This is a genomic window from Chryseobacterium candidae (assembly GCF_004916905.1).
Lineage (GTDB): Bacteria > Bacteroidota > Bacteroidia > Flavobacteriales > Weeksellaceae > Chryseobacterium > Chryseobacterium candidae.
Window position 1 is genome coordinate 1 of sequence record NZ_SDLV01000003.1, and the last position, 14,276, is coordinate 14,276.

The following is a 14,276-nucleotide window of genomic DNA, read 5'->3' on the forward strand; positions in this document are numbered from 1 at the left end:
TAAACAGCTGGATAGCAAGGTGAAAAATTTTAAACATTTGTTTGGAAGATCAGGTGGGTGGGTTGGAGGGTGGGAGCGTTGGAGAGGGTGAGAGGGGGTGATTCCGGATGCAAGATGCGGGGTTTTGGTGCCGAATGATCAAAATATGGTCTATAGAATTATGAGAATAGCTTTTTTAAATTAATAACCTATATATAGGTTTTGGCTAAACCTGAATTAAGGGGTTCTTTTTTGCTAAACGGGATTCCTTCGACGAAGCTCAGGATTATACACCGCTCCTATTGAATAGGTATAAGGAACCACAGATGACACAGATGGACACAGATAAGATGTTTGCTTTTATATTATATATAGAGTAATAGGATTTAGCTCCTATACCCATAATTAATTAAAATGCTTAGCCTCAGCTCTGCAGGACACGGCTAATACTAACTGCTAAAAAAAGTCTTAGATATTATCCTGTCATATTACTTCCTTTAAGACTCTCGTAAAGAAGTTGGGATTCCTACGGAATGACACAATGGGAATAGAAATTTATGATCATTCCCCCGAAACCCACATCATCCATCATCCATCATCCATCATTCATCATTCATCATTTATCATTTATAACTCCCCCCCTAGCCCTGATAGAAATGGTTACCCCGCAGCTTGCGTGGGAGAGTCGGTGGGTTGGAGCCTGGGAGACCCTTCGACTTCGCTCTGGGTGACAGCCTGGGAGAGCATGGCGCGAGGAGTAGGAATGGAGAGCAGGAAAAAGATCCCCCAAAAAAAGTTGGAGAGTTGGAGAGGGTTCGGGAGTTGGAGGACAAGAGGGTTGAAGATAAAAGAGCGTAAGACGCCTGGTGATGGAAGAATAAAAAAAGAAATAGGAAATAGTGAGAGTGTTTCTGGGAGTAAAAAAACATTCCGTAAGAGTCCTGTATATAAGGGACTCCTACGGAATGGGATAAAACAAAGTTATATTTTTTAGTTCAGAACGTATGATGTTCCGTCTCTTCCGTCTTTTAATTCGATACCTTCTGCAAGCAATTTGTCTCTGATCTGATCTGAAAGCTCAAAGTTTTTGGATTTTCTTGCCTGATTTCTCAGTTCGATCAAAACTTTTAGGGTCTGATCAAGCTTTTCATTGTTATTCTCTTCCACGGTTTGTAATCCCAGAACGTCAAAGATAAATGCATTGAGTGTAGTTTTCAAATCTTCAAGATCTGCAGTTGAGATTGTTTCTTTACCATCATTTAAAGCAAAGATGTATTTCACTGCTTCAAACAGGTGGGCAATCAGTATTGGTGAATTGAAATCGTCTGTTAAAGCTTCATAGGCTTTATTTTTCCACTCTTTCAGGCTGAAACCGGATTGTTTTGAATCATCTGGAGTAATAGAATTCAATACTTTCACTGCTTCCATTAATCTGATGAATCCTTTTTCACTGGCCATCATGGCATCGTTTGAAATATCCAGAACGCTTCTGTAGTGCGCCTGCAGGAAGCAGAAACGTACAATTGAAGGGTGGAAAGGTTTTTCAAAGAAGTCATTATCTCCGGTAACCAACTGCATTGGAAGGATATAGTTCCCTGTAGATTTGCTCATACGCTGAGAATTCATCGTCAGCATATTGGCGTGCATCCAGTAATTTACCGGTGCGGCATCGTTACAAGCTTTCCCTTGTGCAATTTCACATTCGTGGTGAGGGAATTTAAGGTCCATTCCTCCTCCATGGATATCGAATGTTTCACCCAAATATTTTGTACTCATTGCAGTACATTCCAGATGCCATCCCGGGAAGCCTTCTCCCCAAGGGGAATTCCATCTCATGATGTGAGCAGGGGATGCTTTTTTCCATAATGCAAAATCCTGTGGGTTTTTCTTTTCACCCTGTCCGTCAAGGTCTCTGGTATTGGCGAAAAGCTCTTCTATATTACGTTTTGAAAGTTCACCATAGTTCAGTCCTCTTTTGTTGTATTCTAATACATCAAAGTATACTGAGCCGTTGCTTTCGTAAGCAAAGCCTCTTTCAATCAGTTTTTGCGTTAATTCTATCTGCTCTACAATATGTCCTGTTGCTGTAGGTTCGATGTTGGGTGGCAGCAGATTGAACATATCCAGTACTTTGTGGAAGTCTACAGTGTACTTCTGTACAATTTCCATAGGTTCCAGCTTTTCAAGTCTGGTCTGCTTTACGAATCTGTCGTTATCTACATTTCCATCATCGGTAAGGTGTCCAGCATCGGTAATATTTCTTACATATCTTACTTTATACCCCAAATGAGTCAGGGTACGGTAGATAAAATCGAAGGAAAGGAAGGTTCTTACATTTCCTAAATGCACATTGCTGTACACGGTAGGTCCGCAGACATACATCCCGATATTTCCTTCTAAGATGGGTTTAAATATTTCTTTTTCCGCTGTAAGGGAGTTATATATTTTTAATTGCATTTATTTTTAAGTTAAAAGATTTAATAGTTTTAAAGATTCAAAAAGTAGTTAAAAAATAATTCTGTCACAACAAATAATTGTTGCAATGAAGATTTTATCGGAAACTTTTTTAAATTTTATCATAATTAAATCGCTTTTAAATGATGCTGTAAATGGTCTACATAATCATTAATAATAAATTCCAACGTATACACCCTGGGTTCTGTTTTGGTAGTATCACAGGTTCTCTGTAATGCTTCATCCGGAATATTTTCCACGATGTGAACAATCTGATAGTTCAAAGACTTCCAAAGGTCAATAAGATCTGAAACAGGAACATTCTGATAGTTCTGAGCTTTTACCCAAAAATTCTGGTCGTATACAATATTTTCGTTCTCTTTATATTGTGTCACAACAAATCTACGGATATTTGTAAAAGCGCTGTCACAAAGATGACCAATAATTTCTTTTTTTGACCATTTTTCAGAAATCCCTTTATATGACCACTCTTCATCAGTGATGTTTTGAAATCTCTGAAGCTCGGCATCGATAATATTTCTAAGAATCCGGTAGTTCATGATTTAATAATCAAGCTTTGCGTGGCTTCCTACGTAATGTAAGAATTCCTGTCTTGTAATAGGGTTGGTTCTGAAAATACCACTTAGTTCCGCAGTAATTGTAGAACTTGCTGTATCTTTTATTCCTCTACAGTTGACGCAAAGGTGTTTGGCATCAATGATACAGGCTACATCTTTTGTTCCCAAAGCTTCTTTCAAGGCATCAACAATCTGCATGGTCAATCTTTCCTGAACCTGTGGTCTTTTTGCATAATAATCCACAATTCTGTTAATTTTTGAAAGACCTATTACTTCTCCATTGGAAATATAAGCAACATGCGCTCTTCCTATGATAGGTAAAAAGTGGTGTTCGCAGAAAGAGTATACCGTGATATCTTTTTCCACCAACATCTGGCGGTACTTGTATTTATTTGAGAAAGTGGAAATTCCTGGCTTATTTTCCGGAAGAAGTCCTCCGAAAATCTCATTCACATACATCTTGGCAACACGTCTTGGAGAGTCTTTCAGAGAATCATCTGTCATATCCATGCCCAGCGTTTCCATGATCTCGCCGAAAAGTTCAGTAATTTTTTCAATTTTTTCCTGTGGCGATTTATCAAAAGCATCTTTCCTTATAGGCGTATGTTCTTTTCCCGTGAAAATATCATCGTCGTTATCAGTAAAATCAACCATTTTTATTTAATTTGCAGCAAAAATACGGATAATATCTTTTTCTCTATTTCAAATGAGATGAAAAACATTATCCTTTATAGCCATTTCTGATTAAAAAGCCTATGATTATTGTCGAACAAGTACAAAACCAACTCCAAAAAAGGGAATTTCTGGAATTCCCTGCCCGCCTCTATCAACACGACAAAAATTATATACGTCCTTTGAATAAAAATATTGAGGAGATTTTTGACCCTGAAAAAAACAAATTCTTTAAAAACGGAGAATGTGAGAGATTTTTGTTTAAAAAAAATAACAAGACAGTTGGAAAAGTTGCTGTTTTTGTGAATGGATGCTATGAGCAAAAGCAGCCTACGGGAGGAATTGGTTTTTTCGACTGTATTAATGATCAGGAAACAGCCAATTTTATTTTTGACTATTGTAAAAACCGGCTTCAGGAAAAAGGAATGGAGGCAATGGACGGCCCTATCAATTTTGGGGAACGGGATAAATTCTGGGGACTTTTAACTGAAGGTTTTATAGAGCCTTTGTTTGGAATGAATTACAACTTCCCTTATTACAAGGATCTTTTTGAAAATTATGGATTTCAGATTTATTTTGAGCAGCTTTGTTTTACCAGACCTGTTTTTGCAGAAGTTTCAAGGATTTTTACCATTGCACATGAAAAGAACAGAAGAAATCCTGCCATTTCTGCTCAGCCTGTAAAAAAGAATAATCTGCCGAAATTTGCAAAGGACTTTACAGAAGTTTATAATAAAGCCTGGGCTTCCCATGGGGAAGGGAAACGTTTGGAAGAGGCAAAAGTTCTGAAAATGTTCAAGACGATGAAACCCATCATCAATGAACATATTTCATGGTTTGTCTATGAAAATGAGAAACCGATTGCAATGTGGATCAATATTCCTGACGTTAACCAATGGTCTAAATATCTGAATGGAAAGTTCGGAATTTTTGAAAAGCTCAAATTTTTGTTTTTAAAGCGTTTTAAAAAGAATGAAAAAATGGTGGGTCTCGTTTTCGGTGTGGTCCCTGAATGGCAGAAGAAAGGGATTGACGGGTATATGATCTGGGAAGGAACACAGCATTTAAGAAAGCATACGGATTTTACGATTACGGAGCTGCAGTGGATTGGGGACTTTAATCCAAAAATGATTAAAATTGCAGAGGCTCTTGATACTACTGTTACCCGAAAACTGGCTACTTACCGGTATTTGTTTGACAGGAATAAGGAGTTTGAGAGACATGAAATTCTTGGGTAAGTAAGATGGAGGCTGGAAGATGGGAGTTATTGAAGTGTGTTTATTAACTAAAAGCTTAGTTTACTTTTTCTAAATACTGTAAGCTATTTTACGCAGAGTTTTTATTTGTGGCTCTTATATTTTTGAGGTAGCAAAGGTTGAATCAACTTAATTGATTATTTCTAAGCGGTTGTATAGCCTGTGGTTTTCTTACTCTATTCTATTTTCTGTATCACAGATTATGATTAAAATAAAAACCCTGCTTTTTACAGCAGGGTTCCTTCATTTTGGTACTTTTATTAGAATAGCTCACCGGCTACTTTTTTAATATTATCACTTTTCCCCATTGAATAGAAGTGCAGAACAGGAACTCCAAAATCCAGCAATTCTCTGCATTGTGCAATGGCCCACTCAACTCCGATCTGCTTTACAGCTTCATTATTCTTCGCATTTTCTACCTCATTGATCAGTTCTTCGGGAAGATCTATTTTGAATACCTGAGGTAAGATTTTCAGGTGTTTCTTGGTCGCAATAGGTTTGATTCCCGGAATAATCGGAACTGTAATCCCTATTTCTCTTGCTTTCTGAACGAATTCAATATACTTTTTATTGTCAAAAAACATTTGGGTTACGATATAATCTGCTCCGGCATCTACTTTTTGTTTGAGCCACTTCAGGTCGTAATTCATGGAAGGGGCTTCCATATGCTTTTCGGGGTATCCGGCAACCCCGATGCAGAATTTGTTCAATTCATCACATACCTGTTCTTCGTTATGAAGGTATTTTCCTCTTCCGAGATCATTAATCTGCTCCACAAGATCCATCGCACTGGCATGACCTCCCTGAGTCGGTTCGAAATACTGATGTCCTTTCATGGCATCTCCCCTTAAAGCCATTACATTGTCTATCCCAAGGTACATACAATCTACCAGTAGATATTCTGTTTCTTCTTTTGTAAAACCTCCGCAAAGAAGATGTGGAACTGTGTCCACATTATATTTATGCTGGATTGCAGCACAAATTCCCAGTGTTCCGGGGCGCATTCTTGTAATACGGCGTTCCATCAGGCCATTTCCTTTATCTATATAAATATATTCTTCCCTTGAAGTGGTAACATCAATGAAAGGTGGTTTAAATTCCATCAAAGGATCTATATTGGTATAGAGATCTTCAATCCCGATTCCCTTCTGTGGCGGAACAACTTCTAAGGAGAATAAAGTTTTTCCATTTGCATTTTTAATGTGTTCTGTTATCTTCATGTCAATATTAATCTGCTAAATTGGGTGATAACCATTTTTTCGCTTCCTGAATGCTACAACCTCTTCTTTCTGCATAATCTTCAAGCTGGTCTTCTGTAATTTTTCCTAATCCGAAATATTTGGCATGCGGGCTTCCGAAATAATATCCGGAAACGGATGCTGTTGGGAACATGGCAAGGCTTTCTGTAAGGAAAACGCCTGTATTTTCTTCTACTTTTAATAAATCCCAGATGGTTTTCTTTTCCAAATGATCAGGGCAAGCCGGATAACCTGGGGCGGGACGGATTCCTTTATATTTTTCGGCAATAAGCTCTTCGTTGCTTAAGTTTTCCTGATTGGCATATCCCCAATATTCTGTTCGTACTTTTTTATGCAAAAATTCTGCATAGGCTTCTGCAAAACGGTCTGCCAGAGCTTTCACCATGATGGCATTGTAATCATCATTGGCTTTTTCATATTCTTCTGCCAATTCATCAGTTCCGAAACCTGTGGTCACACAAAATGCTCCTACATAATCGGTTTTACCTGAACTTTGAGGAGCGATGAAATCACTTAGCGCCAGATAATCTTTGCCTTTTGATCTCTGAGCCTGCTGTCTTAAGGTTAAAAACTTGGCCAGTTCATTATTATTTTCATCAAAAATCAGGATATCATCAGATACATTGGAATTGGCTTTAAAGATTCCGAAGATGGCTTTTGCTGTTAAAAGTTTCTCATCAAGAATTCTCTTCAGAATTACCTGAGCATCTTTGAACAGTTCTTTTGCCTGAGCTCCTACAACCTCATCTTCTAAGATATTCGGGTATTTCCCATGAAGATCCCAGCTTCTGAAGAACGGAGACCAGTCGATAAAAGGAAGAAGTTCTCTCAGATCCTGATTTTCTATTACCTTTATTCCAAGATTATTGGGTGTGAAAATTTCTTCATTTTCCCAGTCAATTTTAAAATTATTTTGTCTTGCTTCTTCAATGGAAACATAATCTTTATCTACCTGCCTGTTCAGGAACTTTTCTCTGAAATCGGAATAGTCATTCTTTAAATCTGAAACATATTCTTTATTCCTGTCGCCCAACAATGAACTTACTACGTTTACAGCTCGGGAAGCATCATTTACGTGAACAACAGCGTTTTTATATTTTAAATCGATTTTCACTGCGGTATGTGCTTTTGAAGTTGTTGCACCACCTATCAGCAAAGGAAAATCTAAATTTTGTCTTTCTAATTCTGAAGCGATATATACCATTTCATCCAAGCTTGGTGTAATCAGTCCGCTTAATCCAATAACATCTACTTTTTCTGCAATAGCGGTCTGGATAATCTTTTCAGCGGGAACCATCACACCGAGGTCTACGATTTCATAGTTGTTGCAACCCAAAACAACACTCACAATATTTTTACCGATATCATGAACGTCTCCTTTTACCGTTGCCATTAATATTTTTCCATTGGCAGGTTTCGAGCCGTCTTTTTCTGCTTCAATGTAAGGTTGTAAATAGGCCACTGCTTTTTTCATTACTCTCGCAGATTTCACTACCTGAGGTAAGAACATTTTCCCGCTTCCGAATAAATCCCCTACGACTCCCATTCCGGTCATCAGATTAATTTCGATCACATGAAGCGGTTTTGCAGCCAATTGTCTTGCTTCTTCTACATCTTCTTCGATAAAACGATCAATCCCTTTTACCAAAGCGTGGGTAATTCTTTCCTGTAATGGATTGTTTCGCCATTCCAGATCTTCGGTCTTTTCTTTCTTTACAGACTTGTGCTTTTCTGAATAGTCGAGAAGTCTTTCTGTAGCATCTTCTCGTTTATCCAGAATGACATCTTCTACCAGCTCCAGCAATTCTTTATTGATTTCATCATACACTTCCAGCATCGCAGGATTTACAATACCAATATTCATTCCTGCCTGAATGGCGTGATAAAGGAATACCGAGTGCATGGCTTCTCTTACGGTATCATTTCCACGGAAAGAGAAGGAGACGTTGCTCACTCCCCCACTTACGGATGCATAAGGAAGATTTTGTCTTACCCAGCGTGTCGCTTCAATAAAGTCGATGGCATTTCTTCTGTGCTCATCCATTCCTGTTGCCACCGGAAAGATATTTAAGTCGAAAATGATATCTTCTGCAGGGAAACCAATCTGATTGACCATAATATCATAGGAACGTTTTGAAATTTCAATTCTTCGTTCAAAACTGTCAGCCTGCCCTACCTCATCAAATGCCATAACAATGACTGCTGCTCCATATCTTTTAATAGCTTTGGCATGTTTTATAAATTCTTCCTCGCCTTCTTTTAAGCTGATAGAATTCACGACACATTTTCCCTGAGCTACCTGAAGACCAGCTTCCAGGATTTCCCATTTGGAAGAGTCTACCATGATTGGGATTCTTGCGATATCCGGTTCGGAGGCAATTAAGTTCAGGAATTTGATCATGGAAGCTTTTCCATCAATCAAACCATCATCAAAATTGACATCCAGAATCTGGGCACCTCCTTCTACCTGATGGCGGGCAATATCTAATGCTTCAGAGAATTTCTCCTCTTTAATGAGTCTTAAAAATTTTTTGGAACCGGCAACATTGGTCCTTTCACCAACGTTGATAAAATTACTTTCCGGGGTTATGATAAGAGGCTCAAGGCCTGATAATCTTAAATACTTCATTTTATTCTTCTAAAATATAGTAGGCGTTATTGGCATTCTGCCTCAATAAATCCCTGTGCTTGCTTAAAAGCTGCAGTCACTGAAAATTTCCCGTATGCTAAATAATATTCTTTAGCAAATTCCCAGCTTTCCTTGGTGAATACTGATCTACCAGGTCAGCAATCGCTTTGATGTGCTCCGGAGTTGTTCCGCAGCATCCTCCGATAATGTTGATCAGTCCTTTTTCCACATATTCTTTGATCTGCCTTGCCATATCTTCGGGAGTTTCATCATATTTTCCGAAGGCATTCGGTAAACCGGCATTCGGGTATGCTGAGACATAGAATTCTGAATTATGAGCCAGTGTTTCAAGATAAGGAGTCAGCTGATCTGCTCCCAACGCGCAGTTGAAACCTACACTTAATAAATTCAGGTGGGAAACCGAAATCAGGAAAGCTTCTGCCGTCTGCCCACTTAATGTTCTTCCGGATGCATCCGTAATCGTTCCTGAAACCATGATTGGAATTTTTATTCCTCTTTCGTCCTGTAATTCATCAATCGCAAATAAGGCAGCTTTTGCATTCAGGGTATCAAAGATGGTTTCTACCAGAAGGATATCTGAACCTCCGTCCAGCAAAGCTTCACACTGCTGTTTGTATGCCACTCTCAGTTCTTCAAAAGTGATGGCTCTGTATCCTGGATCATTAACGTCAGGGCTTAAACTAGCTGTTCTGTTTGTTGGTCCTATAGATCCGGCTACGAATCTCGGTTTGTCCGGATTTTTCGCGGTATACTCATCACAGGCTTTTCTGGCAATTTTTGCTGACTCATAGTTCAGTTCATATACCAGTTCTTCCATATGATAATCTGCCATTGCAATGGTAGTTCCTGAAAAGGTATTGGTTTCAATGATGTCTGCTCCTGCTTCCAGGTATTTTTTGTGAACTTCTTCAATCGCCTGAGGCTGCGTCAGAGAAAGCAGGTCATTATTTCCTTTTACAGGATGTTCCCAGTCTTTAAAACGCTCCCCGCGATAGTCTTCTTCTTCAAATTTGTATCTCTGAAGCATGGTTCCCATGGCACCGTCAAGAATCAAAATTCTTTCGGATAGCGCTTTATATAATTGTTCTGAATTTTTCATTTTCTATCAATTTGTAATAGTTTATAAATCCGCTGACCAGTTTTTTGCATAAGAGGATTTGTTTATTGATGATTTCAAAATCTTCTTTAGAAATATAATGCCGGTCTGAAGCAAAATGGAATTGAGTTTCCAGTTTACAGAGAGATTTTCCAGCAATATGCAGAAACTGTAAAGTATCTTCAGAAGCCTCTCTTCTACTTCCTTCCGTTATATTCAACGAAACTGAAGTTGCCATTCTTCTTATTGGAACCGTTAAAGCCAATAGCTCTTTTCTAGGAAAATTTGCAGTAAGGGCATAAGTTAAATGCACCAACTTTCTTCCTTCTCTCCAAATTGCTAATTCTGTGTAATCTCTATTCATTGAGTTCTTATAAACTGTTAACAATTAACTAATCTAAAGCCTGCTTCAAATCTGCAATGACATCCTCCACATTTTCCAGCCCTACTGAGCAACGAACCAACCCTGCAGTAATCCCTACTTCATTTCTTTCTTCGTCAGAAAGCTTGGAGTGCGTAGTGGATGCCGGATGCGTAACGATCGTTCTTGTATCACCTAAGTTGGCAGACAGCGAACACATTTGTATCTTATCTAAAAAGTTTCTTCCGCCTTCTATTCCTCCTTTTATTTCAAATGCTACAATGTTTCCTCCCAGCTTCATCTGCTTTTTGGCTACTTCATAATTTGGATGGGATTTCAGGAATGGATATTTTACTAATTCCACATTAGGATGGCTTTCTAAAAATTCGGCCACCTTCAAAGCATTTTCACAGTGTTTTTCTACACGGATTGCCAATGTTTCTAAACTTTTGGATAATACCCACGCATTAAAAGGAGATAATGCAGGTCCTGTATTTCTTGCGAAAAGATAAATTTCTCTGATCAGGTCTTCTTTTCCTACAGCTATTCCTCCTAAAACTCTTCCCTGCCCGTCAATCAGTTTCGTAGCTGAGTGTACCACAATATCTGCACCGTATTTGATTGGCTGCTGAAGATAAGGTGTTGCAAAACAGTTATCTACAATAAAAATAAGATTATGCTTTTTAGCGATCTGTCCGAAAAACTCAAGATCCAGAATTTCAATAGCCGGATTGGTAGGTGTTTCAAGATATAAGATCTTTGTATTGGGCTTAATGTATTGTTCAACATTTTCCGCATCTCCAGCTTTGAAATAAGAGGTTTCAATATTCCATTTCGGGAAATACTTGGTAAACAAAGTATGCGTAGACCCGAATACAGACTGACAGCTTACAATATGATCTCCGGCATTCAGCAATGCGGCAAATGTAGAATAGATGGCAGCCATCCCGGTTGCAAAGGCATATCCTGCTTCTGCGCCTTCCATTTTAGCAATTTTATCTGTAAACTCTGTTACGTTGGGATTAGAGAAACGGCTGTATAGGTTTTTAGGTTTTTCTTCAGCAAAGCTGGCTCTCATATCTTCCGCATCCTGAAATATAAAACTGGAAGTAAGATATAATGGTGTAGAATGCTCATCAAACTGAGATCTTTCCGTCTGGGTTCTTATTGCTGATGTTTCAAAATTTTCCATATAGTTTTAATTAATTTACCAATATAGCAGTCTGACAATGTACCAATTAAAATCTTCGCTTTGCTCAGAATAACGACACCAATTATTGGTAAACTGATACATTATTAGATTGTTACATTAAATATTATTTTGTTTCACTTACTCTTAAAATATCCCCGAATACACCTCTTGCCGTTACCTGTGCTCCGGCTCCGGCTCCCATGATAACAATTGGATTTTCTCCGTAACTTTCTGTATAAATTTCAAAGATTGAATCTGAACCTTTTAACTGACCTAAAGCGGAAGTTGCAGGAACTGAAATCAGTTTCACATCCAACTCGCCTTTATCTGTCTGCAGATCACCGTGCAGATCACCTACATATCTCAATACGTGTCCAGGTTCCTGATTTTCTTTTATCTTCTGGTATTCATCATCCAGTTCTTCCAGTCTTGAAAGGAATTCTGATTTTGAAACCTCCAATAAGCTTTCCGGAACCAGATTTTGGATATTGATATCTCCGAATTCATTGATTAAGTCTAATTCTCTCGCAAGAATCAATAGTTTTCTGGCTACATCATTTCCTGATAAGTCTTCTCTTGGATCCGGTTCTGTGTATCCTTTTTCCAGAGCTTCGTTGATGATGGTTGAAAATTTATCATCTCTTAAAGAAAAATTATTAAAAACATAGCTCAATGTTCCTGAGAATACGCCTTTAATTCTTGTAATATTCTCTCCTGAAAGGTGTAATAATTTGATGGTGTCAATTAACGGAAGACCTGCACCAACATTGGTTTCATATAGATAACGTCTGTTGTTTTTGCTCAACGTATATCTTAGTTTTCTGTATTCCTCAATGGGAAGCGTATTAAAAATTTTGTTGGAAGAAACGAGATCAAATCCGTTTTCTGCCAAAGCATGATAGTTTTTAACAAAATCTTTGCTGGCTGTGTTATCTACAACGATCAGGTTTTCCAGTTGATTTTCGTTCGAGAAATTAATCAGTTCTTCTACATTCGATGGATGTTCTGCGGTTAAAACCTCATCTTTCCAATTGGCATCAAATCCTTTTTTGTTGAAGGCAATTTTCTTAGAGTTGGCTACTGCGACTACTTTAAGATCAATTTTTTTACGTTTTTTAATTTCTTCTGCTGATTCAAGCACTTGTTCTATCAGGGTTTTTCCTACGTTTCCGTGACCAATGATAGCCAGATGAACTGTCTTTGGCTTTTTGAAAATTTCAGATTCTATGATATTTTTTGTTTTTTCATCCTGTGAAGAAGTCACTACGATATTGACTCTGTTTTCTCCTGCCACCTGATTTAAAAGCAATGGGAAAACATTGTTTCTTGCCAGTTCTGCAAAGACCTTATTAAAATCTTCTGCTACAAAACCAATCACAGAAACATTATTGATACTATAGATCTGGGAAACTTTTCCTGATTTTCTTTCTTCTTCAAATTCATCAATAAGACAGGCTACTGCTTTTTCTGCATCATTGGCGTGAACCAGAATAGAAATTCCGTTTTCTACGGCCTGCTGAGAAATTACACCTACACTGATGCGCGCTAAAGTAAGCGCTTTAAAAATACGTCCGTCAATCCCGATTTCTCCCAGGAAATCTTCTCCTTCAAATTTGACGATTGATCTGTTCTTCAAAAATTTTATTTCGTTAGCATTTTTCATTACTTCTGTAAAATGTTTTTAATGATATTATTTAATTGTTGATATTCCATTAGGAAGGCATCATGCCCGTGTATAGATTGGATCTCGTGATAAGAAACATCCTTATTTTTCTCTATTAAGTTTTCAAAACACATCCGGATTTCAGAAGCCGGGAAGAATAAGTCTGTATCTACGGAGATCATGTGCATTCGTGCCTGTATGTTCTCCAGTGCTTCTTCAGCAACGTTTATATTCATTAAGAGATGATTCATCAGCTTGTATGCTTTTAAACTAAACCTTTCGTTCAGTGCATTACCATGATAAACCAACCAGTCTTCTGATTCCAGGCGTTGTTTTTCCTGATTATATTGGTTTTGAAATCTGTCATTGAGTGACTGTGGAGTTCTGTAACACAGCATGGCATGAATTCTCGCTTTCTGTAATGGTTCTTCTTTATCATTCAATAAAAATTTCTGAACCAGACACTGCGCATGAAGCCAGTCGTGTGTTCTGTAATCACAGGCTATGGGAATAAATATTTCTGCGAGATCCGGCTGCTTGGCAAGCATTTCCCAGGCAATCCCTCCTCCCAGAGAGCCTCCGATAATGGCATATAAATTTTTGATATGTAAAGCTTCAAGTCCTTTCAGAAATATTGCGGCGATATCTGAAGGGGTGAAGTCTTCATAGTCTTCAATTAAAAAATCGTCATATCCGTTTCCGGGTATATTGAAACACAGAACAGTGTATTGATCAGTATCAACAATCTGGTTTTCTCCTACCAGCTGTTTCCACCAGCCTTTATCTCCGGATACATTTGAGTTTCCGGTAAGGGCGTGGTTGATTAAAATGACAGGGGCTGTAAACAGATCTTTCCCAAAAAGCTGATAGCTTAACGGGATATGGTATTCCTTTTGGGAATTTGTTTGATACGAAAGATTAATATAGTTTAGTTCTGTTTTCAATTCTATTAAATTTTAATACAATTGAAAATGCCACAGGAAATGGCTGAAAAGAACTTCAGTAAGTTATCTGTCCAAAATACTTTGGTAGAACGTAGCACCTTCTTTGCTTGCACAAAGGGTTGCTAAGGTTTCATAGGGTCTAATCCCTCAACCTTTCTTGATAACATTTTCA

The 14,276-nt window shown here is 38.1% G+C and carries 11 protein-coding genes and 1 riboswitch; of the genes, 1 reads left to right on the plus strand and 10 read right to left on the minus strand.

What is annotated here, in order from left to right; genetic code table 11:
* Nucleotides 1-969: 969 nt before the first annotated feature.
* From cysS to folE, 3 genes are all read right to left on the minus strand, one after another.
* Complete coding sequence (gene cysS / locus EK417_RS00725; RefSeq protein ID WP_076596941.1) at nt 970-2,436, minus strand: cysteine--tRNA ligase; 1,467 nt, start codon at nt 2,434-2,436, stop codon at nt 970-972.
* Nucleotides 2,437-2,561: 125 nt separating this feature from the next.
* Entirely contained in the window at nt 2,562-2,993 is a 432-nt protein-coding gene (locus tag EK417_RS00730; RefSeq protein ID WP_076596942.1) for a DinB family protein, read from the minus strand.
* Nucleotides 2,994-2,996: 3 nt separating this feature from the next.
* A complete protein-coding gene (folE, locus tag EK417_RS00735; RefSeq protein ID WP_047376638.1) occupies nt 2,997-3,665 on the minus strand; it encodes a GTP cyclohydrolase I FolE in 669 nt (222 codons plus the stop codon).
* A 101-nt stretch (nt 3,666-3,766) separates the two neighbouring features.
* Here folE and EK417_RS00740 point away from each other — a divergent pair, with 101 nt between their 5' ends.
* Nucleotides 3,767-4,921, plus strand: a complete 1,155-nt coding sequence (locus EK417_RS00740; RefSeq protein WP_136521070.1) for a hypothetical protein — start codon at nt 3,767-3,769, stop codon at nt 4,919-4,921.
* Between the two features lie 278 nt (nt 4,922-5,199).
* On the opposite strand, the gene metF is transcribed toward EK417_RS00740, so the two are convergent.
* The 7 genes from metF to EK417_RS21755 all read right to left on the minus strand — a co-directional run bounded on the left by metF (nt 5,200) and on the right by EK417_RS21755 (nt 14,104).
* Nucleotides 5,200-6,159, minus strand: a complete 960-nt coding sequence (gene metF / locus EK417_RS00745; protein ID WP_076596945.1) for a methylenetetrahydrofolate reductase [NAD(P)H] — start codon at nt 6,157-6,159, stop codon at nt 5,200-5,202.
* A 7-nt stretch (nt 6,160-6,166) separates the two neighbouring features.
* Entirely contained in the window at nt 6,167-8,827 is a 2,661-nt protein-coding gene (gene metH, locus EK417_RS00750) for a methionine synthase (protein ID WP_076596946.1), read from the minus strand.
* A 97-nt stretch (nt 8,828-8,924) separates the two neighbouring features.
* Nucleotides 8,925-9,947, minus strand: coding sequence for a homocysteine S-methyltransferase family protein (locus EK417_RS00760; RefSeq protein WP_076596947.1), 1,023 nt, complete (start codon nt 9,945-9,947; stop codon nt 8,925-8,927).
* The gene (locus EK417_RS00765; RefSeq protein WP_110366392.1) at nt 9,922-10,308 is read right to left on the minus strand and encodes a four helix bundle protein; all 387 of its coding nucleotides are present in this window, start codon (nt 10,306-10,308) and stop codon (nt 9,922-9,924) included. Before EK417_RS00765 ends, EK417_RS00760 begins: the two co-directional genes overlap by 26 nt.
* A gap of 28 nt (nt 10,309-10,336) precedes the next feature.
* The gene (locus EK417_RS00770) at nt 10,337-11,497 is read right to left on the minus strand and encodes an O-succinylhomoserine sulfhydrylase (RefSeq protein ID WP_076596949.1); all 1,161 of its coding nucleotides are present in this window, start codon (nt 11,495-11,497) and stop codon (nt 10,337-10,339) included.
* Between the two features lie 124 nt (nt 11,498-11,621).
* Nucleotides 11,622-13,160 carry an ACT domain-containing protein gene (locus tag EK417_RS21750; protein WP_110366393.1) on the minus strand — a complete coding sequence of 513 codons (1,539 nt, stop codon included), beginning with the start codon at nt 13,158-13,160 and terminating at the stop codon, nt 11,622-11,624.
* Nucleotides 13,160-14,104 (minus strand): alpha/beta fold hydrolase, encoded by a 945-nt coding sequence (locus tag EK417_RS21755; protein ID WP_136521071.1) that lies wholly within the window; start codon nt 14,102-14,104, stop codon nt 13,160-13,162. Before EK417_RS21755 ends, EK417_RS21750 begins: the two co-directional genes overlap by 1 nt.
* A 60-nt stretch (nt 14,105-14,164) precedes the next feature.
* Nucleotides 14,165-14,271, minus strand: a riboswitch (SAM riboswitch).
* Nucleotides 14,272-14,276: the final 5 nt, after the last annotated feature.

Excerpts from the sequence above, each read along its gene's own strand:
- EK417_RS00740 (WP_136521070.1), top strand. The coding sequence starts at position 3,767 with ATGATTATTGTCGAACAAGTACAAAACCAACTCCAAAAAAGGGAATTT.
- metH (WP_076596946.1), bottom strand. The coding sequence starts at position 8,827 with ATGAAGTATTTAAGATTATCAGGCCTTGAGCCTCTTATCATAACCCCG.
- EK417_RS00760 (WP_076596947.1), bottom strand. The coding sequence starts at position 9,947 with ATGAAAAATTCAGAACAATTATATAAAGCGCTATCCGAAAGAATTTTG.
- EK417_RS21750 (WP_110366393.1), bottom strand. The coding sequence starts at position 13,160 with ATGAAAAATGCTAACGAAATAAAATTTTTGAAGAACAGATCAATCGTC.
- metF (WP_076596945.1), bottom strand. The coding sequence starts at position 6,159 with ATGAAGATAACAGAACACATTAAAAATGCAAATGGAAAAACTTTATTC.
- EK417_RS00730 (WP_076596942.1), bottom strand. The coding sequence starts at position 2,993 with ATGAACTACCGGATTCTTAGAAATATTATCGATGCCGAGCTTCAGAGA.
- EK417_RS00770 (WP_076596949.1), bottom strand. The coding sequence starts at position 11,497 with ATGGAAAATTTTGAAACATCAGCAATAAGAACCCAGACGGAAAGATCT.
- cysS (WP_076596941.1), bottom strand. The coding sequence starts at position 2,436 with ATGCAATTAAAAATATATAACTCCCTTACAGCGGAAAAAGAAATATTT.
- EK417_RS00765 (WP_110366392.1), bottom strand. The coding sequence starts at position 10,308 with ATGAATAGAGATTACACAGAATTAGCAATTTGGAGAGAAGGAAGAAAG.
- folE (WP_047376638.1), bottom strand. The coding sequence starts at position 3,665 with ATGGTTGATTTTACTGATAACGACGATGATATTTTCACGGGAAAAGAA.